At 75.9% G+C, this 19,053-nt stretch carries 12 protein-coding genes; 7 read left to right on the top strand and 5 right to left on the bottom strand.

The features are described 5' to 3' along the window. On the top strand, positions 1-945 hold a 945-nt coding region (locus ACH4LD_RS03070), incomplete at its 5' end, for a carboxyl transferase domain-containing protein (RefSeq protein WP_398053408.1). Here the strand turns inward: ACH4LD_RS03070 and ACH4LD_RS03065 are convergent. Beyond that, on the bottom strand, positions 920-4,531 hold the full coding sequence (locus tag ACH4LD_RS03065; protein ID WP_398053407.1) for a S8 family serine peptidase: 3,612 nt from the start codon (positions 4,529-4,531) through the stop codon (positions 920-922). The two genes, ACH4LD_RS03070 and ACH4LD_RS03065, sit on opposite strands and share 26 nt — an antisense overlap. A 193-nt stretch (positions 4,532-4,724) precedes the next feature. Here ACH4LD_RS03065 and ACH4LD_RS03060 point away from each other — a divergent pair, with 193 nt between their 5' ends. The 5 genes from ACH4LD_RS03060 (at position 4,725) to ACH4LD_RS03040 (ending at position 13,410) form a co-directional block, all read left to right on the top strand. Next, a complete protein-coding gene (locus ACH4LD_RS03060; RefSeq protein WP_398053406.1) occupies positions 4,725-5,222 on the top strand; it encodes a CU044_2847 family protein in 498 nt (165 codons plus the stop codon). After that, positions 5,222-7,033 carry a trypsin-like peptidase domain-containing protein gene (locus ACH4LD_RS03055; RefSeq protein ID WP_398053405.1) on the top strand — a complete coding sequence of 604 codons (1,812 nt, stop codon included), beginning with the start codon at positions 5,222-5,224 and terminating at the stop codon, positions 7,031-7,033. The genes ACH4LD_RS03060 and ACH4LD_RS03055 overlap by 1 nt, the downstream gene beginning before the upstream one ends. 43 nt (positions 7,034-7,076) lie before the next feature. After that, complete coding sequence (locus ACH4LD_RS03050) at positions 7,077-8,111, top strand: AAA family ATPase (protein WP_398053404.1); 1,035 nt, start codon at positions 7,077-7,079, stop codon at positions 8,109-8,111. After that, positions 8,111-12,214 carry an SAV_2336 N-terminal domain-related protein gene (locus ACH4LD_RS03045; RefSeq protein WP_398053403.1) on the top strand — a complete coding sequence of 1,368 codons (4,104 nt, stop codon included), beginning with the start codon at positions 8,111-8,113 and terminating at the stop codon, positions 12,212-12,214. Before ACH4LD_RS03050 ends, ACH4LD_RS03045 begins: the two co-directional genes overlap by 1 nt. Positions 12,215-12,372: 158 nt before the next feature. Then, on the top strand, positions 12,373-13,410 hold the full coding sequence (locus tag ACH4LD_RS03040) for a rod shape-determining protein (protein ID WP_398053402.1): 1,038 nt from the start codon (positions 12,373-12,375) through the stop codon (positions 13,408-13,410). A 19-nt stretch (positions 13,411-13,429) separates the two neighbouring features. Here the strand turns inward: ACH4LD_RS03040 and ACH4LD_RS03035 are convergent, their stop codons facing one another. Both ACH4LD_RS03035 and ACH4LD_RS03030 read right to left on the bottom strand, forming a co-directional pair. After that, positions 13,430-14,383 carry an anti-sigma factor RsbA family regulatory protein gene (locus tag ACH4LD_RS03035; RefSeq protein ID WP_398053401.1) on the bottom strand — a complete coding sequence of 318 codons (954 nt, stop codon included), beginning with the start codon at positions 14,381-14,383 and terminating at the stop codon, positions 13,430-13,432. Further along, positions 14,380-14,760, bottom strand: a complete 381-nt coding sequence (locus ACH4LD_RS03030; RefSeq protein WP_398053400.1) for an STAS domain-containing protein — start codon at positions 14,758-14,760, stop codon at positions 14,380-14,382. The genes ACH4LD_RS03035 and ACH4LD_RS03030 overlap by 4 nt, the downstream gene beginning before the upstream one ends. Positions 14,761-14,886: 126 nt before the next feature. Between ACH4LD_RS03030 and ACH4LD_RS03025 the strand changes: the two genes are divergently transcribed. Further along, a complete protein-coding gene (locus tag ACH4LD_RS03025; protein WP_398053399.1) occupies positions 14,887-15,651 on the top strand; it encodes an ANTAR domain-containing protein in 765 nt (254 codons plus the stop codon). Between the two features lie 149 nt (positions 15,652-15,800). Here ACH4LD_RS03025 and ACH4LD_RS03020 read toward each other — a convergent pair whose 3' ends face one another. After that, positions 15,801-17,117 (bottom strand): serine/threonine-protein kinase, encoded by a 1,317-nt coding sequence (locus ACH4LD_RS03020; protein ID WP_398053398.1) that lies wholly within the window; start codon positions 17,115-17,117, stop codon positions 15,801-15,803. Between the two features lie 66 nt (positions 17,118-17,183). Next, positions 17,184-19,019: an asparagine synthase (glutamine-hydrolyzing) gene (gene asnB / locus ACH4LD_RS03015; protein ID WP_398053397.1), complete on the bottom strand. Its 1,836-nt coding sequence runs from the start codon at positions 19,017-19,019 to the stop codon at positions 17,184-17,186. Between the last annotated feature and the right edge of the window lie 34 nt (positions 19,020-19,053).

Here is a 19,053-nt window from a genome sequence, read left to right as displayed (position 1 = left end):
GCCCCGGCATCCGCCCACTGGCCCACGCCCACATCCGCCCCAGAGCCCCACGGAGGCAACGCGCCCAGCCCCGCGCCCGCCCCGGCATCCGCCCACTGGCCCACGCCCACATCCGCCCCAGAGCCCCACGGAGGCAACGCGCCCAGCCCCGCGCCCGCCCCGGCATCCGCCCAGGGGACCGCGCCCGCCGCCGCTCCCGAGCCGCACGGAGGCAATGCGCTCGTCTCCGCCCCCGCGTCCGCCCGGCGGGCCGAGCCCGCCCCCGTGCCGGAGGCGCTCGGGTGGGGTGGGTCGGCCGGGAGCGGGTGGGAGGCCGTGGAGCGGGCCCGGGCGGTCGGACGGCCACGGGCGCGGGCCTACCTGGACGCCTACTTCGACGACCGGCTGCCGATCAGCGGTGACCGGTGCGGCGGGACCGATCCCGGCGGGATGCTGTGCGGGTTCGGTGAGCGGGACGGCCGTACCGTGGCCTACGCGGCGCAGACCGGGACCGCGACCCGCCCCGCCGGGTACCGCACCGCCGCCCGGCTGATCCGGCTGGCGGACCGGCTCGGCGTCCCCGTGCTGACGCTGGTGGACACCCCGGGTGCCGCGAACGACGCGGAGGCGGAGCGGCAGGGCGTCGGCACGGCCGTCGCCGAGGTGTTCGGCGCGGTGGCCGCCGCCCGCGTGCCGATCACCACCCTCGTCATCGGTGAGGGCGGCTCCGGCGGCGCCCTCGCACTGGCCGCGCCCGGCAACACGTGGGCCACGCCGGACAGTTACTTCTCGGTGATCGCGCCGGAGCTGGCGGCCGCCATCCTGAAACGCCCGCCGGAGGAGGTCCGGTCGACCGCCGACCAGCTCCGCGTCCGCCCCCAGGACCTGGTGCGGCTGGGCGTGGTCCGGGGCGTCGTCGGCACGTCCGCGCCCCGGAGCGTCACCGGACCGCCACCGCCCGAATGATCTCCTGCGTCACCGCTCCGCCCTCGTCGTCCCGGGCCGAGGCCCGCAGCGACACGGAGGACACGCCGCGCGGCACGGTCAGCGTGCCGCGCCAGGAGGTGTCCCGGCCGGTGCTCAGGGGGACGGTCCGCCAGGTCGTGCCGTCGTCGTACGACACCTCCAGCCGGCCGCCGCCGAGCCTGCCGGTGCCCGAGGCGTGCGCCACGTAGGAGGCGGAGATCGCGACCGGTACCCGCTGTCCGCCGCGCACGGCACCGGCGAGGTCGGTGTCGAGGTCGTAGGCGAGGTTGATCAGCGGCAGGTACGTCCAGTGGTCCTCGGGGGTGGCCGCCGAGCGGAAGGTCCACTCGGTGTGGCCCCGGGTGGCGAGCGGCCACCGGCCGGCGTCGAGGGCGGTGTCGGTGACGACCTGGTACGTGTGCTCGTCGGCGGGCGCGTCCCAGACGTAGGCGGCGGAGCCGGTGTTCTGGTCGACCAGGGTGCCGTCGAGCCGGACGGAGGTGGTCTGGCGCATCCCGCTGTCCTCGCTCCACACGTCGCCGAAGCCGGTGTGGTCGGGGCCGGAGTCGCCCCAGCCGGGCACGTTCAGCTGGATCTGGTTCCCGGCCCGCTGCTGACCCCAGCCGAGTCCGGTGCCCAGCCACGGGTGCCACACCGGCCGGAACCAGTGCAGCACCGGCCGGGTCCCGCCGTCGTAGCGGACGAGCCCGCCGCGCTCCTCCAGCGCGCCGTCGCCGGCGGTGACGGACTCGTGCCACAGCTGGCCGGGGCCGGTGGAGACGTGGTCGGTGCGCTGAGCGGGCAGGGCGACGCGCTCCTGGAAGCCGAGGCCGACCGGGAAGGTGTCGGTGATCGAGTACCGGAACTCGCCGCCGCTCTGCGGCCGTGCGGCGTGGAACGTGACGTGCACGGCGGCCAGTCGCCGGGCGCCGGGCGCGTACGTGAGGTCCCGGTCCGGGATGGCTCCCCGGTGGCCGTCGGAGAGGTCGTACACGTACGGCGAGTCGGGGGTGCCGGTCATGTCGACGCGGCCCGCCGTCCTGAGGCGCGCCGCGTCCGCCTGGTCCACGGTGGCGATCAGCAGGGGCCGGTCGGCGTTGTCGTCGGTGCCCCACCAGGCCATCAGCCGGCCGGGCGCGTCGTCGGTGACGAACAGGGCCTCGGCGCCCGCGTCCTGGGCGTCCCGCGCGAGGGCGGCCGGGTCGGCGCCGGGGGCGAGGCGGGCGAGGACGGCCTTGCCGGACACCCCGGTGACGGGCCCGTCGCCGACGTCCACCAAGGGCAGTCGCGTGCGGCCCGCGGTGAGGGTGCCGCCCGGCTGGACGGTGGCCTCGCCGACGCCCTCGACCTCAAGCTGTGGCTTGGCCAGCCGCCAGACGGTCCGGTACTCGAAGGTGCCCTGCGTGACCGTGGGCGTGGGAGCGGCGAAGACGCTGTCGTAGGTGAGGGGTACCTGGACCGCGCCGAACAGGTCGGCTCCGTTCGCCTTCCGGGCGTACTCCATCACGAGCTGGTGGGTCTCGGTGCGCCGGTCCACGTCCGCGCGGACCTCGCGCAGCGTGCGGCCGTCCAGGGTGATGTCGCGGTTCCGGTCGAGGGTGATCTCGGGCGCGGTGAGGAAGCCGAGGCCGAGGGAGTCGGCGCCGTGGCTGCCGGGCACGTCGAGGAAGGTGGCGAGGGAGTAGGTGCCGGGCTTCAGGCGCAGCCGGAGGGTGCCCGAGTCGCCGACGTGGACGGGCTCGGCGTCCGTGCCCTCGGCGAGCCGCTGCACGGTGAGGTCGGCGGCGGCGGGCGCGCCCGACCGGTCCTTGACGTGGACGGTGAGCGTGTACCGCTCCTCCTCCTTGACCAGCCCGAACACGGTGTGCGCGACCGTGGTGCCGGCCGGGTCGGCGGCCACGATCTGTCCGGTGGTCGCGCCGACCGGTGCCTTGGAGGCGTCGCCGGTGACGGTGGTGGAGGCCGTGCCGTGGGCGGGCACGGTGAGGGTGTCGTCGGCGAGGGTGGCGACGCCGTCCGGGGCGCCCCGCACCGACAGCCTCAACTCGGCCGGCGCGCCGGACGCGTTGGTGTAGGTGACGGTCCGGGTGACCGGCTCGTCCGCGTCGTAGGGCCAGCCGTGGAAGCCGAGGTCGGCGCTGCCGGTGGCGGTCACCGTCGCGTGCACCGCGTCCGGCACGCTCACCCGGCCCGCGCCCAGCGTGTAGGCGGAGGCGTCGAGCTGTTTCGAGCTGGACATCAGCGCGTCCTTCAACCGCGCGCCGGTCCAGTCCGGGTGCCGTTCGGCGAGCAGTGCCGCGACGCCCGCGACCTGCGGGGTCGCCATGGACGTACCGCTCATGGAGGTGTAGGGGCCGGTGCCGGTGACGAGCCCGGAGCGGGCGGCGAGGATGTCCACGCCGGGGGCGGCGAGGTCGGGTTTGAGGGCGTTGTCGCCGTACCGGGGTCCGGCGGAGCTGAACCAGGCGGCCTGGTCGGCGGAGTCGACGGCGCCGACGGTGAGGGCGGCGTCGGCGGCGCCCGGTGAGCCGATGGAGGAGGGGGCACCGGTGTTGCCGGCGGCGACGACGAACAGCGCGCCGGTCTCCTTGGAGAGGGTGTTCACCGCCTGTGCCATGGGGTCGGTGCCGTCGCTGGGCTCCGTGGAGCCCAGGCTCATGGAGACGATCCGGGCGTGCACGTCCCGGGCCGCCCACTCCATCCCGGCGATGATCTGGGACTCGCTGCCCGAGCCCTGGTCGCTGAGCACCTTGCCGACGGCGAGGGTCGCGTCCGGCGCCACGCCCTTCTCCCTGCCGTCGGAGGCGGCGCCGCTGCCGCCGACGGTGGAGGTGACGTGGGTGCCGTGGCCGTTGCGGTCGGCGACCTCCTGCCCCTCGACGAAGCTCCTGGCGGTGCTCACCCGGTCCACGAGGTCGGGGTGGGCGAGGTCGGCGCCGGTGTCCAGGACGGCCACGGTGACGCCCTTGCCGGTCAGCCCCGCGTCCCAGCCCGCCGCGGTGCCGATCTGCGCGTTGCTCTCGGCGAGTTCGGCCTTCACCCGCCCGTCGAGCCAGACCTTGTCGATGCCGGGGGTCCGGGTGAACGACCGCCAGAAGGCGCGCCCCTTGCCGGCCTTGACGGCGGCCCCGCGCAGACTGGGCAGCGCACGGGTCCGCTCGGCACCGGCCGGGGTCGTGGTCCGCGCGCTCCTGTCGTAGGTGACGATCAGCGGCAGGGTGCCGGCCCGGGCGTCGGTGAGCCCCTGCCGGATCAGCCCGCTGACGTCGAACAGCCGCCGGTCCAGGGTGCCGGCCCGCAGGTAGGGCAGCGCCTCGTCCGGTACGACGGTGAGGCGGCCGTCGTCGCGCTGCGTCCGTACGGCACCGGTGGCGCCCGGGGGCCGTCGTACGGTGACCGTCTGTCTGCCGTGCCCGAGGTCGGTGACGGTCACCCGGTCGCCGGTGACGAGGGTGACGGTGGTGGTGCCGCTCGCGCCGGGGCCCTGGGGGTGCGGCGCCGCGACCGCCGGGCCGGCCGGGAGCAGGGCGCTCACCAGCCCCGCGGCGAGCAGGGCGGCCCCGCGTCTGACTGGTCCTGTGCTCATCCACGCCTCTTCTCGTGTGTGGCGAGTCGTGTGTGCCGAGTGCGTCGCGTGCTGGGACGAGTGTGATGTGTCGTTTGTCGTACGGGAGTTGACCGGTGCTGACGGAAAGTCGCCCTGGCGGGTTTTCGCCAACCTCAGAACAGGTCCCGCGTCTCAGCGCCGTATGTGTGACTCCCGCAGCACCGTCCGTAACATGGGGTCGTCACTGGTCGGGTACGACGGGGGAGCGAGCGTCAGCGTGGACGAATTGGTGGAATTCAGGACCGAGGACGGCGCGCTCGTCGTGGTGGAGGGTGCCGCCGGCACCCGGTCGGGGGCCCGCCTCGTCTCGCGCGGGGACGGACCGGCGCAGGCCGCGCGCACCTTCGAGGGAGCGCTCGACGGCGTACGGGCGGCCGCGGCGGCCGCGCTGCGGGTCTTCCGGGACGGCAGTCTGCGCCCGGACGCGGTGGAGATCGAGTTCGGCGTGCGGCTGTCCGCGGAGGCCGGTGCCGTCATCGCGAAGGGGTCGGCGGAGGGCCACCTGGTCGTCAAGCTGAGCTGGTCCCCCGGGCAGGCGCCGGACCAGGCCGCCCCGGGGCAGAACCCGCCCGGGTGGGCCGCGTCCGCGCAGCACGCGTCACCGCCGGCGGTGCCCGGCCAGGCCGCGCCCGACCGTACCGTGCCCGGCCCGGAGTCCGCCGACCGGTGATGCGCGGCGCTGCCTGGCAGGCCAGGATCGCCTGTGGCGACGCGGTCGGGGCGGGATTCCTGGTCACCGGCCGCCGGCTGCTCACCTGCGCCCACGTCGTCAGACGGAGCGACCGGGCGGCGGTGACCGTCACCTTCCCGCACGCCAGGGAGCTGGGCGCGCTGTCCGCCTCGGTCGTCGCCCACGGCGGCTGGGCCGGCGCCGCCACCGACCCCGGCGATGTCGCCGTACTCGAACTGGACCGTGACGTCCCGCTCGCCCCGGCCGGGTTCGCCCCGCCCGACACCGCGTACACCGAGCCGTACCCCCGGCTGGTCGCGTACGGCTTCCCCGAGGGCTACGACGAGGGCACGCTCGCCGAGTGCCAGCCCGTCGCCGGCCAGCTGATCGCCGGGGAGTGGCTGGAACTGGTGGCGTGGCAGGGGCACGGTCAGCCGCTCGTGGACGGGTTCAGCGGGGCGGCGGCGACGCTCCCGGACGGCAGGGTGGCGGGCATGGTCACCGCGGCCGTGGGGTCGTCACCGGACGTGCGCAAGGGCCGGATGCTGCCGCTGGACGTGCTGGCCCGCCACTGGCCCGAGCTGGGCGAGCTGGTGCCCACCCCCGGCCACCGGGACGACGCCCGCCGGCGGCTGTACGCCCTGCTGCGCCGGGCCGCCGCCCACGCCGACCAGGTGGGCGACCCGAACCGGCTGTACGTGGACGCGGTGGGCGCCTTCGGGCCGCCCCTGCCCCCGGGCGGCTTCCCCTCCCTGTGGGCCGCCGCCGCCCATGTGCAGTGGGAGGTCCCCGATCCGCGGGCGCTGGGCCGGTTCACCGACCGGCTGCTGGAACTGCTGGAACTGCTGGACAGGGAGACCGCGTTACGGACCCCGGCGGCGACGGACACCCCCGTCCCGGCCGGCTCGTCGGCGGCTCCCGTCTGGTCACCGGTCGTCGTGGAGATCGATCACAGCGGTGCCGGTCCCGACCAGGTGACCGTGGAGGTGTCCGCGTACCGCGACGGCCGGCGCCGGCCGGTGGGCGCCCGCCGGCTGCCGCGCACCGGGGTGCGGGCCTACGTCCAGAGCCGCATCGACGAAGCCGTCGCCCACCTCGCCCCGGACGCCGACGAGCTGGTGGCGTTCGTCCTGCCGCGCGACTGGCTCAACGAGGCGGTGGCGCAGTGGGAGTGCGGCGCGGACGACAGCACGCCGCTCGGCTGCGCCTACCCCCTGGTGGTGACCGACCGGGCGCGCCACCACAGCGGCCGGCTGCGCCACCAGTTGCGCAAGAAGTGGCAGAAGCTGGACTCCGGCGGGGGGATCGAGGTGCACCGGGTGGAGTGCGGCACCCGGGAGCGGCCGCCGAGCCTGCGCAAACGGCTCTGGGACGGCGACGCCGGGCTGGCGGGCTACGCGGCCCCGCCCACGGCGGCACGGCAGCACTTCGAGGTCGGTCTCACCGTGCCCGTCCCGATCCTGCTGTGGCCGCGCACCGGCTCCCCCTGCACCAGGCACGGGGAGGTGCCCTGCCCCCGCGCCGAGGCCGCTGGTTCCCCCAGCCGCGGCACCGGGCACGAGGAGGCACCCGGCACCGACACCGCCCCCGGGGGACCGCCCTGCCCCGGCACCGCGTTCCTCGACCAGCTCGCCGCCTCGGTCGCCGGCGTGCCGCCCGCCGAACTTCCGCGGCACGTCCTGTCGTTGCGGCTGACCGCGGACGCCGCCGACGAGCCGGACCTGCACTGGGCGAGAGACCTCCAGGTGCTCTGGGACGACCCGCGCTGCTTCCCCGAGACCACCGCGAGCCTGCACTCGCCCGTCGCCTGACCCACCGCACGACCGGACCGCCCCCCACGGAGAAGAAGAGCCCATGCCCCTGTGGCCCGTCTACACCGGTACGAACGAGCCGCACGACGGCATCACCGAGCTGCCCCCGCCGCCGCCCTGGCGGGACTTCGACGGCGGGCCGGTGCTCGCGGCGCCGGACGCGTCCGCCGACGCCTCCGCCGTCTCCCCCGACCGCACGCACCGCGCCGAGACGTACCAGGCCACGCCGGAGACGGTCCAGCTCGTCAACGCGGCCCTGTACCTGCGCCGCCCGCTGCTGGTCACCGGCCCGCCCGGCACCGGCAAGTCCTCGCTCGTGTACGCGGTCGCCCGTGAGCTGCGGCTCGGCCCGGTGCTGCGCTGGAACATCACCAGCCGCAGCACGCTCCACGACGGCCTCTACCAGTACGACCCGCTCTCACGGCTGTACGCGGCCCGGCAGGAGGCCGCCCGGCAGGGCGGGGCCGAGGGCGCGGACGACCGGTCGGGCATCGAGCACCATCTGCGCCTGGGCCCGCTCGGCACCGCCCTCCTGCCGTACGCCAGGCCCCGCGCGCTGCTCATCGACGAGATCGACAAGAGCGACCTCGACCTGCCCAACGACCTGCTGAACGTGCTGGAGGAGGGCCAGTACGAGATCCCCGAGCTGGTGCGGGCCGCACGGCACGCGCCGGACGGCGTCGCCGAGGTGCTGGCCGACGGCGCCGACGAGCGGGTCCCGGTGGCCCGCGGACGGGTCCGCTGCCGGGCCTTCCCCTTCGTCGTCCTCACCAGCAACGGCGAGCGCGAGTTCCCGCCCGCCTTCCTGCGCCGCTGCGTCACCCTGCACCTGCGGCAGCCCGACGACCGGCAGCTCGCCGAGATCGTCCGCGCCCACCTGGGTGAACCCGACGCCCACGCGCGCACCCTGATCGAGCGGTTCCTGTCCCGGGCGGGCACCGGCGACCTGGCCACCGACCAGCTCCTCAACGCGATCTACCTGGCCCGCTCCGCCGACCTGGACGCCGATTCCCTCGACCGGCTGGCCGAACAGCTGATGCCGTACCTGGGGCAGACCGCGGGGTCCGAAGTCTTCTGATGTCCGCTGGTTCCTCCGGGGCCGGCTCGCGCCCCCGTTCCCCCGATCCCTTGGTCCGTCTGGCCGACATCCTGGCCGAGGCGGCCCACGGGGTGCGCCCGACCCCGCTGGAACTGGCCGAGCTGCTGTGGCTGGCCCGGCGGATGGCCCCCGGCGCGGACGACGGCGCCCCTGTCACTGCCGACCCCGCCGACCCCGCTCCGGCCGGGCCCGAGGTCCCGGAGCGGGAAGCCCCCGCCCCGCCTCCCGCGCCCAAGGAGCCGGTACCGGAGCCGGGGCCCGCCCCCGCACCGCCCTCCCGCCTCCCCCTGCACCTGCCCGCCCGCCGTCCCGCCCCGGCGGCGGACCGTTCCCACACCCCGCTCCTGGCACCGGCGCCCCCGATGCTGCGCCACCCGCTCGCGCTGCAACGCGCGCTGCGCCCGCTGGGCCGCCGGATCGACGCACCCGTGGGCCTGGAGCTGGACGAGAAGGCGACCGCCGACCGCATCGCCCGCCTCGGCGCCGACCCCGCGTGGTGGCTGCCGGTGCTGCGCCCCGCACGGGAGCGCTGGCTGCGTCTGAACCTGGTGTACGACGCCGGCCCCACCATGCCGGTCTGGCGGCCCCTGATCCGCGAACTGCACACGGTGCTGGCCCAGTCGGGCGCCTTCCGGACGGTCGCCCTCCACCGCGCCGCCGCCGACGGCACCGTGCGCGGAGCCGACCCGCACACCCCCGCCGACGGCCGTACCGTCACCCTCCTGATCAGCGACTGCATGGGCCCGCAGTGGCGGGAGGGCCCGGCCGGCACCCGCTGGTTCGCCACCCTGCACCGCTGGGCGCGCCGGATGCCCCTGGCCGTCGTCCAACCGCTGCCGGAACACCTGTGGCGGGACACCGCCCTGCCCACCACCCCGGGCACCCTGTCGGCCCCGCACCCCGCCGCCCCCACGGCGACGCTCGCGTTCACCCCGTACGAGCCGCCCGGGCCGGCCGTGACCGGCGGTGCGGTCCCGCTGCCCGTGCTGGAGCCGGAGCCGCGGTGGCTCGCGCACTGGGCCGGGCTGCTCGCCACCCCGGGCGGCGGGGGGTTCCCGGGCGCGGTCGCCCGGTTGGGGCGCCCGCTGCCGGCGGACGCCGAGGACCGTACGGACGTCGGGCTGCTGTCCGCCGAGGAGCTGGTCCTGCGGTTCCGGGCGACCGCCTCCCCGGAGGCGGTCCGGCTGGCCGGCCATCTCGCGGTGGGCCGCCCCGACCTGCCGGTGATGCGCCTGGTCCAGGCCGCCGTCGAACCCGATCCGCGTCCCCAGCACCTGGCCGAGGTGATCGTCAGCGGGATGCTCACCACCGCCCCGGACGGCCCGCCCGGCTCCTACGCCTTCCGGGACGGCGTGCGCGAGCTGCTGCTGCTCGGCCTGCCCCGCACCGACCGCCACCGCACCACCGGACTCCTCGACCGCATGGGCGAGTTCATCGACCGCAGGGCGGGCCGGGCGCCGGGCGAGTTCCGGGCGTCGGTCCCGGACGCGCGGGGCACGGGGACGGCCGCGGGGGGCGATCCGTTCGCCACGGTCAGCGAGGACAGCGTCCGACGGCTGACGGCGGGCGGCGCCGGGGAGCTGTTCGCGGGGCGGTACCGGCTGCTGCGGCGCACCGACGGTACGGGGGGAACGGGCGCCTCGGGCCGGACAGGCAGCACTGGCGACACGAGCGGCACAGCGGACACGGATGGCACGGGGGGCACGGAAGGCACAGGCGGTACGGCTGACACAGCCGGCACAGGGGGCACGCATGACACAGGCGACACGGGCGGCACAGGAGGCACCGACGGCACAGGCGACACCGGCGGCACGGGCTGGTTCGCCCAGGACACCCGGGACGGTGACACGCTCGTCGTGCTGCACCGGTATCCGCCGGGACGGTCCACCGCCGCCTTCCAGGACCTCGGCCGGCGCCTCGGCGAGCTGCGCCACCCCGGCATCGCACCGGTCCGTGACCACGGCGTCACCGACGGAACCCCGTACCTGGTCCGGGAGTTCGTCGCCGGCCGGCCCCTGCACCGGCGCCTCCGGGACGCTCCGGGCGGCCTGCCCGCCGAGGAGGTCCGCGCGCTGCTCCCGCCGCTGGCCGAGGCGGTCCTCGCGCTGCACGCGCAGGACGGGCCGCGCGGGGTGCTGGACGCCCACACCGTCGTGCTCGGCCCGGACGGGCCGGTGCTGACCTGTCTGGACTCCGCGCCGTTGGTCCACGGGAGCCGGGAGAAGGCGCTCCGGGCGCTCGGGGGCATCGCGCGCGCCCTGCACCCCGACGACTCCGACGCGCTCGGGACGGAGCTGGGCCCGGCCGTCGCCGCGCTCCTCTCCGCCGGCCCGGAGGCCCAGCGGCGCGGCGCCGAACGGCTGCTGCGACTGGGCCGGGAGCGGCGGAGCGGCCCCGCCGGCACCGCCGCCGACCGGGCCGGGATCCGCTTCACGGCCGACGGACTCACCGGCCGTCCGGAAGCCCGCATCACGCTCGAAGCCACCGTGCACGAGATCCTCGCGCGCGGCTCCCTCAGCCCCCGGCAGTACGAGGCGGAGGTCCGCCCGGACGGCTACCTGGTGCGCACCGCCCCCGGCGCCTATCTCCTGCCCGTCCTCGTCGCCGTACTGCGCGAACTCCCCCAGGCGCTCGCCCGGCTGACCGACCCGCCGCGGCTGCGGGTGACGTTCGGCCGGCCGCCCGTCCGGCCGCCGGAGGACGCCGCGGACGTGCTGGTCGTCGTACCGCCCGCCCTGTACGACGACTTCGCCGCCAGCTCCGCCGCCCGGCGCTCGCAGCGGTTTTGGCCGCTGTTCCGCGACAGCGCCCCGGACAGCCCGCCGGCCGCCTGGTACTGCCCGCTCGGGCCGGGGTCCGCCGAGCCCGGGGAGCGGGATCTGGTGCGGGGCCCGTTCATCACGCCCGACCTGCGCGAGCTGGGCGTGCCCACACCGGGGCGCACGGCCGTCGTCCACACGCGGCCCGGCGGCCCGCTGACGCTGCTCGACCCGATCCACCCCTACGGGACGCGTCCGCCCCGTCCGGAGACGTACTACACGGTCGACCTCACCCCACACGAGACCCGGAGGATCGTGTCCCTGCCGAGCTCCGGCAAGGGCGCGTTCACCGCCGCGGTGAAGCTGTCCTGGCGGGTGGACGATCCGGTGGCGTTCGTCCGCGCCGAGGCCACCGGTGTCTCCGGGCTCCTGCTGGAGCATCTGCGCGGCGCGGCGGCCCCCGTCACGCGCCGCTATCCGCCGCGCCGGGCGGGCGCGGCCCAGCGGGCGGTGAACGCCGGGGTGGACGACTGGCCGGTCCCGGGACTGACGGTGTCGTACGCCGTGCAGCTGGTCCCCGAGTGGGCGCCCGCGCCGGCGGCGGAGCCACCGGTCCCGTCCCGCCGGCGGCTGGCGGCGCTCCTCGCGGGCGCCGAGACGGTGCTGATCGGCTTCGACGGGCCTCTCGCCCGGCTGTTCCCGGCGCAGACGGCCCGGGAGGCCGTGCTCGACCTGTTGTCCGTCGTCGCCGACCACCGTGATCCGCAGGACGCGCCCACGGGCCGGCCGCTGTCGGTCGCGGGCGTCCCCGGCCGGGAGGCGTTCACGCACCCGCTGGACCTGCTGCGCGCCTTCGCCCACGACGGGCTCGGCCCGCTGCTGCGGGCGCGGCTCGACGAACTGGAACTGCGGGCCGTGCCGGACGCGCCGACGACGCACCGCTCCCTCGCGCTCGTCCGCGCCCTGCACCGGTCCGGCCGCCGGGTCAGCGTGGTGACGGACGTGTGCACCCAGGCCGTCCACCGCTGCCTGGAGCCCTACCGGCTGCCCCTCGCGGGCGTCCACGGCCGCCGCGCCGACCTCAGCCTGCTGACGCCCCACCCCGACTGTCTGCTGCGCGCCCTGACCGCCGTCGGCACACCGGCCCGCTCCTGCGTGCTGATCAGCTCCTCGGTCGCCGAACTCACCGCGGCCCAGCAGCTCGGCCTCCGCTTCGTCGGCTACGCGCCCACCGCAGCCGGCCGGCGCGTTCTGCGCGAGGGCGGCAGCGAGGTCACGGTCTCCTCCCTCGAACCGCTGGTGGAGGCCCTTCGCGCCCGCTGACCCGCCGACACTCCGGGGAGGCCGGAAAATTCGCCCGTTCGGCGGCACCCCGCCCGGCGGCCCAGGAAAGGCGGCCGCTCCCGGACCCGCGCAGGATTCCAGTGAGCCCGCCTGACAGGCGGGGGACCCCAAGGCCCGCGCACTCGGGAGGATCCGCCGTGACCGTCAGCCTGGAGCGGCTGCGCCGCTGTCACTTCGCCGTCGACCTCGGGGCGGCCCGCACCCGGGTGTATGTGAAGGGCTCCGGCCTGGTCGTGGACCAGCCCTCGGTCGCCGCCGTGAACACCCGTACCGGCGCGCTGATAGCCGTGGGCGAGTTCGCGGAGAAGATGACGGGGCGCACCCCGGACTACATCAGGGTCGTACGGCCCATCGCCGGGGGCACGGTGGTGGACATCGAGATGGCCCAGCGGATGCTGCGGCATCTGCTCGGCGACAAGATGCGCCGGGCGCTGCGCCGCAGGCCCCGGCTGCGGGCGGCGGCCTGTGCCCCGCACGACGCCGATCCGCTGGCCCAGCGCGCCACGATCGAGACGCTGGTCGGGCTGGGCGCCAGGCGGGTGGAGCTGGTCGACACGCTGATCGCCGCAGCCGTGGGGTGCGGGCTGCCGGTGGAGCGGCCCGAGGCCACCATGGTCATGGTGTGCGGGGCGGCGGCGACCCAGGTCGCGGTGCTCTCGCTGGGCTCCATCGTCACCGCCGAGCGGATCCCGGTGGGTGGCGAGGCCGTGGACCACGCGATCGTGCAGCACCTGCGGCACGCGCACGCGCTGATGCTGCCCAGCCAGGCGGTACGGCCGCTGCAAGTGGCCCTGTCCGGCAACGGGCTGACCCCGCAGGGTCCGGCGTCGACCGAGATCCACGGCCGGGACGTGGCGACGGGGCTGGCGCGCAGTGTGCGGGTGGACACCGCCGCCGTGCGCGACGCAATCCAGACCCCGCTGACGGCCGTCCTGGACGCCATCGGCAAGGTGCTGCGGGAGTGCCCGCCGGACCTGGTGGCCGACCTCGCCGACCGCGGGATCGTCATGGTCGGCGGCTCGGCGCTGCTGCCCGGGTTCGACCAGATGCTGCGGCGGGCCACCGGGATGCCGGTGCACATCGCCGAGCGGCCCGACGTGTGCGCGGCGCAGGGCCTGGGCGCCATGCTGGAGGGCCGGATCGAACCGCTGGTCCTGAACCCGCTCGCCGGCTGAGCCCGCTCCGGGGGCGCCGTCAGCGGCGCAGGTAGGAGCGGATCGTCGTGCCCTCCAGGCCGGTGTGCGTGCGGACCAGGTCCGAGACCAGGTTGACCAGCAGCAGTCCGCGTCCGCCCCGCTGGTCGCGGCCGGCGGGGCGGCGGCCGGCCAGCGGGTCGTCGAGGCGGCCCTTGTCGCGGACCTCGCACAGTACGTACCCGTCCTCGGGCCACACCGTCAGGGTGCCGGTGCCACCGCCGTGGACGACGCTGTTCGTGGTCAGCTCGGCGGTGATCAGCGCCAGGTTCTCCAGGCCCAGGCCGGTCAGGCCCAGCCGGGCGCCGTGGTCGGTGGCCAGATGCCGGACGGCGGACAGGGAGTCCTCGTCGAAGGAGCGGCGCAGCACGTCGGGGCCGGCGCCGGGGGCGCGTGGCAGCGGCTCGTTGTAGCGGGAGACCACGCCGTCGGGGTCGTAGTCGGCGCTGGTCCGTTCGGTGCCGGAGCCGGCCGGGATGACGACCGGGTGGGTGGCGTGCGCGTCGGCGAGCGCCCGCTCGTCCAGGCGGGCGGTGTCGTACGGGCACAGGATGGTGACCTCGCGGCCCCGGAACGCCGCGTTGATGAGCGCCTCGTGCTGGGCGCAGGCCGGGTACTCGGCCGGGCTGCGGCCCGCCCAGACCGGCTCGCCGATGATGTGGACCCGGCGGCCGGGCGGCTGGGTGTCGGCGAAGGCGCGCAGCACACCGGGGATGATCCGGCCGGGGTTGCGTCCGGCCTCCCGCATGTCCAGGAACCGTACGGCGGCGCCGTCGGGGCCCAGCTCGTCCTGGATCAGCCGCAGGTTCTCGCCGGGGACGGCGACCGCGACGGGCTCGCCGGCCGTCAGCGCCGCCCGGACGAACGGCACGGTGCCGGCGACGTACTCCCGCGCGTCGGCGTAGAAGAGCGCGGGGTGCACGAACGGGTCCACGGGTTCGGTGGTGGCGGTCATGACGTCCGCACCTCGATCCCCGGCAGACCGGGCCACAGCAGGTCCAGTATCCGTGGCAGGGCGTCCGGGGGCCGGTCCAGCACCAGGCGCCGCTGCCCGCCGAGGTTCCGGGCGGCGTCCGCCAGTGCGCCGGCGCCCGCGACGTCGACGAAGGTCAGCGCGGAAAGCTCCAAGTAATACACGTCCTCGCCCTCGCGAACGGCCCGCTCCAGCGCGCGCTCCCAGATGCCGCGCGTGCGCAGGCTGACCTCGCCCGCCGCCCGGAATCCGGTCCGCCCGGTCAACGGGGACACATCGAGCCGTGGCGCCGCGGGGCCCGGCACCGCCGGCCTCGGCACGACGGCCGGCCGGGGCCGCGCCGGTTCAGCTGCGTTCACGCCGTCTCCCAGCCGCACGGGTACATGACTGCCCAGTATGCGCCCTGGCTCTCCCGGACGGGGTGCAGGTCCGTGCGGCTGGGGCAGGCGAGCCGCGTACGACCGACGGCGGAGCGAGACGAGAGCATGATGCCAGCTGCACGCGCACCGCACACCGGGCGGCTGGACACCCTGGCCGTCGACGGCGGTGCGGAGGGCGACCGGGTCCTGCTGACCGCGCGCGGTGAGCTGGTCCGCGGCTGTACGCAGCCCCTCACCAGGGCGCTGGCGGCTCTGCCGGCGGGTGTGGCCGGGGTCGACCTGGACGCGTCCGGGGTGACCTTCCTGGACACGGCGGGGCCGGCGGCCCTGGACACGCTGAGCGAGTACGGCCGCCGGCGGCGGGTGCCCGTACGGGCCACCGGCGGGCGGGGGCAGCCACGCCGGGTGCTGGAACTGGTGGGCCTGGATCCCGTGGACCCGCTGAGCGCCGCCCTGCCGGCGGGGCTTCCCGCCCGTACCGCCTCGGCGGTCGCCCGTGAGCACGCCGAGCAGTCCGAGCGGCTGCACGCGCTGAGCCTGGAGGTCGAGCAACTGCGCCGTGCCATGGACTCCCGCCCGGTGATCGACCAGGCCCGGGGCATCCTCATGGCGGCGCACGGGTGCACCCCGGACCAGGCGTGGGAGATCCTGCGGGAGGCGTCCCAGCGGTCCAACACCAAGCTGCGGGAGGTTGCGTCGGCGGTCGCGGCGAGCGCGGCGCCGGACGGGCCGGCCCCGCCGGAGCCGCTGCGGGCGGCCCTGGCCGCCGCGGCGGACCGGGTCGGTACCGCGGTCAGTACGGCAGGACGCGCCCCGAGGGGGTCCTGCGGTCGATCTCCTGCCCGCGCGGCGCGGCGGGCCGCCGGCTGACACGTACCCGGATCCGACGGTCCATGACGCCCTCCTGCTGCCGACAACGCCCGGCTGCACGCCGGTAGGAGGTGCGTGCCCACGTCCCGGCCGGTTCAAGCCTGGACCGGCCCAAGTCTTCCGTCGGGCGCGGTGGTTGACCGGGCCGGCTAGCGGGTGAGGTACCGGGCGAGGACCGGGTCGAGCTGGGCCAGCCAGGCGGTCAGCCGGGCCCTGCGGCGGGCGTTGAGCTCGCAGGTGTACACCCCGCCGTCCCACAGCCGCACGGTGAGGGTGAGGCGGTTGCCGCGCCAGTGGCGTCCTACGTGCGCGATCTCGGACCAGGCGAAGTCCGCGGTGACGCCCGCCACTTCGAAGAGGACTCCGGTGGCGTTGACGACCGCGCCGGACTGCGCGTCGGCGAGCACGGCCTCCGGGGTGCCGTAGGGCATGGGCGGCCCGAAGCCGTAGGGGGCCGGCGGGGTGGCGGGCTGTGCGGGCAGGTGCGGTGGCGTGGCGGTTTGGACGGGCAAGTGCGGTGGCGTGGCGGTCTGGACGGGCTGCTGCACGGGGCGCTGGTACAGGGGCGCCGTGGCCTGCGGGGGTGCCGCGGGCGGCGGGGGCGGGGTGAACGCCGGGGGCGGCGTGGCCGGTCCCGGGGACGCGGTGAGCGTGGGCGGGTACGGCGGTGCCGCCGGCCGGGCCGGGTCCGGTGCCGGGTCCGTCAGCCGGTCCAGCAGTTCGGTGGGCGTCGGCCGGTCCGCGGGCTCCTTGGCCAGGCACGCGGAGACCAGGTCCGCCAGCCCGGCGGGTACGGCGGACAGGTCGGGCGGCTCGTGCACGGAGCGGTACATCAGCCCCATCGGTGTGCCCTCGCCCCAGGCGCTGCCGCCGGCCGCCGCGACCAGCACGGCGCCGAGGGCGAACACGTCGGCGGCGCCGGTCACATCGTGGCCGAGGGCCTGCTCGGGCGCGAGGAAGCCGGGGGTGCCGAAGGCGGTGCCGGTGGCGGTGAGGCGGGTGGACTCGACGGCCCGGGCTATGCCGAAGTCGAGGACGCGCGGCCCGTCGACGGCCATGATGATGTTGCCGGGCTTGAGGTCCCGGTGCACCAGGCCGCAGGAGTGGATGGACTCCAGTGCCTCGGCGAGCGCGGCGCCCAGGGACCGCAGCCGGTCCTCGTCCATGGCGCCCTCGGCGGCGAGCCGGGCGGCGAGGGTGGGTCCGGGGATGTAGGCCGTGGCCAGCCACAGCGGGTCGCCGTCGACGTCGGCGTCCACCACCGGTGCCGTGTGGAAGCCGCCGACCGCGCGGGCCGCCTCCACTTCGCTGCGGAACCGCTCGCGGAACACCGGGTCGGCGGCCAGTTCGGCCTTGGCGACCTTCAGGGCGACGGCCCGTCCGCCGCGCGTCCGTGCGAGATAGACCGTGCCCATGCCGCCCTCGCCGAGCCGGCGCTCGACGAGGTATCCCCCGATGCGTTCCATGCGGTCCAGTATGGCCGCCGGACCCGGCCCGTCCATGCCCGGCCCGGATCCGGCGGCCGGTGCGGCTCAGAGCACGACGTCCACGTCGTACGCCCGCAGCCACGCGTCCAGTTGGAGGGTGGTCTCCAGGGCGGCCCGGCTCATGCCCTGCTCCAGCGCCGCGGCTCCGTCCCGCCGTACCCGTGTCCTGATGCCGGGCGAGAAGAAGGGGTCGAGCGGGCCGGTGCCGGTGCGCACGAGGTCGGCGAGGCGCTCGCGCAGGGTCCGGTTGTAGGCCTCGGCCCGGATGGAGGGGTACGGCGTCTTGACCCGCTGGGCGACGGCCGTGGGCAGCAGGTCCTTCGTGGCCGCGCGCAGCAGGCTCTTCTCCCGGCCGTCGAAACTCTTCATCGCCCAGGGGACGTTGAAGGTGTACTCGACCAGCCGGTGGTCGGCGAAGGGCACGCGGACCTCCAGTCCGCAGGCCATGCTCATGCGGTCCTTGCGGTCGAAGAGGACCTGGGCGTGGCGGGTGAGGGCGAGGTAGGTGACCTCGCGGTAGCGGGCCTCGGCGGGGTCGTCCAGGTGCCGGCGGGCGTCGATCTCGGCGACGGCGGTGCTGTGGCAGTCGCGTTCGTAGGTGTCGAGGTCGAGCTTGGCGAGCAGGTCGGGGGTGAAGACGACGTCGTTGCCCCGGTAGTTGTGGCGTCCTTCGTGGACCCAGGGGAACGTGGTGGAGAAGACCGCGTCGGGGTCGCGCTGCCAGCGGTAGCCGCCGAACACCTCGTCGCCGCACTCGCCGGACAGGGCGACGGTGGAGTGCTGCCGGACGATGCTGAACAGCAGGTGCAGGGAGGCGTGTTCGTCGCCCTTGGCGAGGGGCAGGTCGTAGGCGCGCAGGACGGAGGCGCGCAGTGCCGGGTCGAGCAGGTCGGGGGCCTTGAGCGGGAGTTCGCTGTGGTCGGAGCCGACGTGTTCGGCGAGCAGCCGGGCGTAGACGTGGTCCTCGTTGGCGTCGGGGCCGGCGGTGCCGTCGAGGTCGGGGTCGCTGACCGAGCAGGAGCGGATGCGGCCGAGCCCCTTGGTGCGGGTGGCGTGCGCGGCGAGCGCGGTGAGCGAGCTGGAGTCGAGGCCGCCGGACAGCAGGGTGCACAGCGGTACGTCGGAGACCATCTGCTGTTCCACGGTGGACGCGAGGAGTTCGCGCACGGTGCGGATGGTGTCGTCCAGGGAGTCGGTGTGCTCGGCGACCCGGAGCTGCCAGTAGCGTTCCTCGGTGAGGCCGGTGCGGTTCACCCGGACCAGGCAGCCGGCCGGGACCTCGCGCATGCCGCGGAAGATCGCGTGTCCGGGCACCTTGGCCACGGACAGGATGTCCCGCAGGCCGTCCGCGTCGAGCACGGGCCGGAACGCGGGGTGGGCGAGGATCGCCTTGGGTTCGGAGCCGAAGAGCACGCCGGAGGGGGTCTCGGCGTAGTAGAGGGGTTTGACGCCCATGCGGTCGCGGACGAGCAGGAGTTCGTCGCGGTCGCGGTCCCAGATCGCGAAGGCGTAGATGCCTTCGAGCCGGTCGACGAACCCGGGGCCCCACTCCAGGTAGGCGCGCAGGACGACCTCGGTGTCGCTGCGGGTGGTGAAGTGGTGGCCGAGGCCGGTGAGCCGGGTGCGCAGTTCCTGGAAGTTGTACGTCTCGCCGCTGTAGGTGAGCGTGGCGCGGGCGCCGGGGCCCTCGTCGGCGGCCATCGGCTGGCAGCCGCCTTCGAGGTCGATCACGGACAGCCGCCGGTGGCCGAGGGCGACGTGGTCGTCGGTCCAGAGCCCTTCCGCGTCGGGGCCGCGCCGGGCCATGGTGTCCGTCATGGCGCGCGCGATGTCGTGGTCGACGGGGCGGGCGTAGTCGACCCATCCGGCGATACCGCACATGGGAGCACTCCTGGGGTGTGAGAAGGGGAGGGGG

This window comes from Streptomyces sp. NPDC017676 (assembly GCF_044329325.1).
Taxonomy (GTDB): domain Bacteria; phylum Actinomycetota; class Actinomycetes; order Streptomycetales; family Streptomycetaceae; genus Streptomyces.
This window is presented reverse-complemented; position numbering and strand designations above follow the sequence as displayed.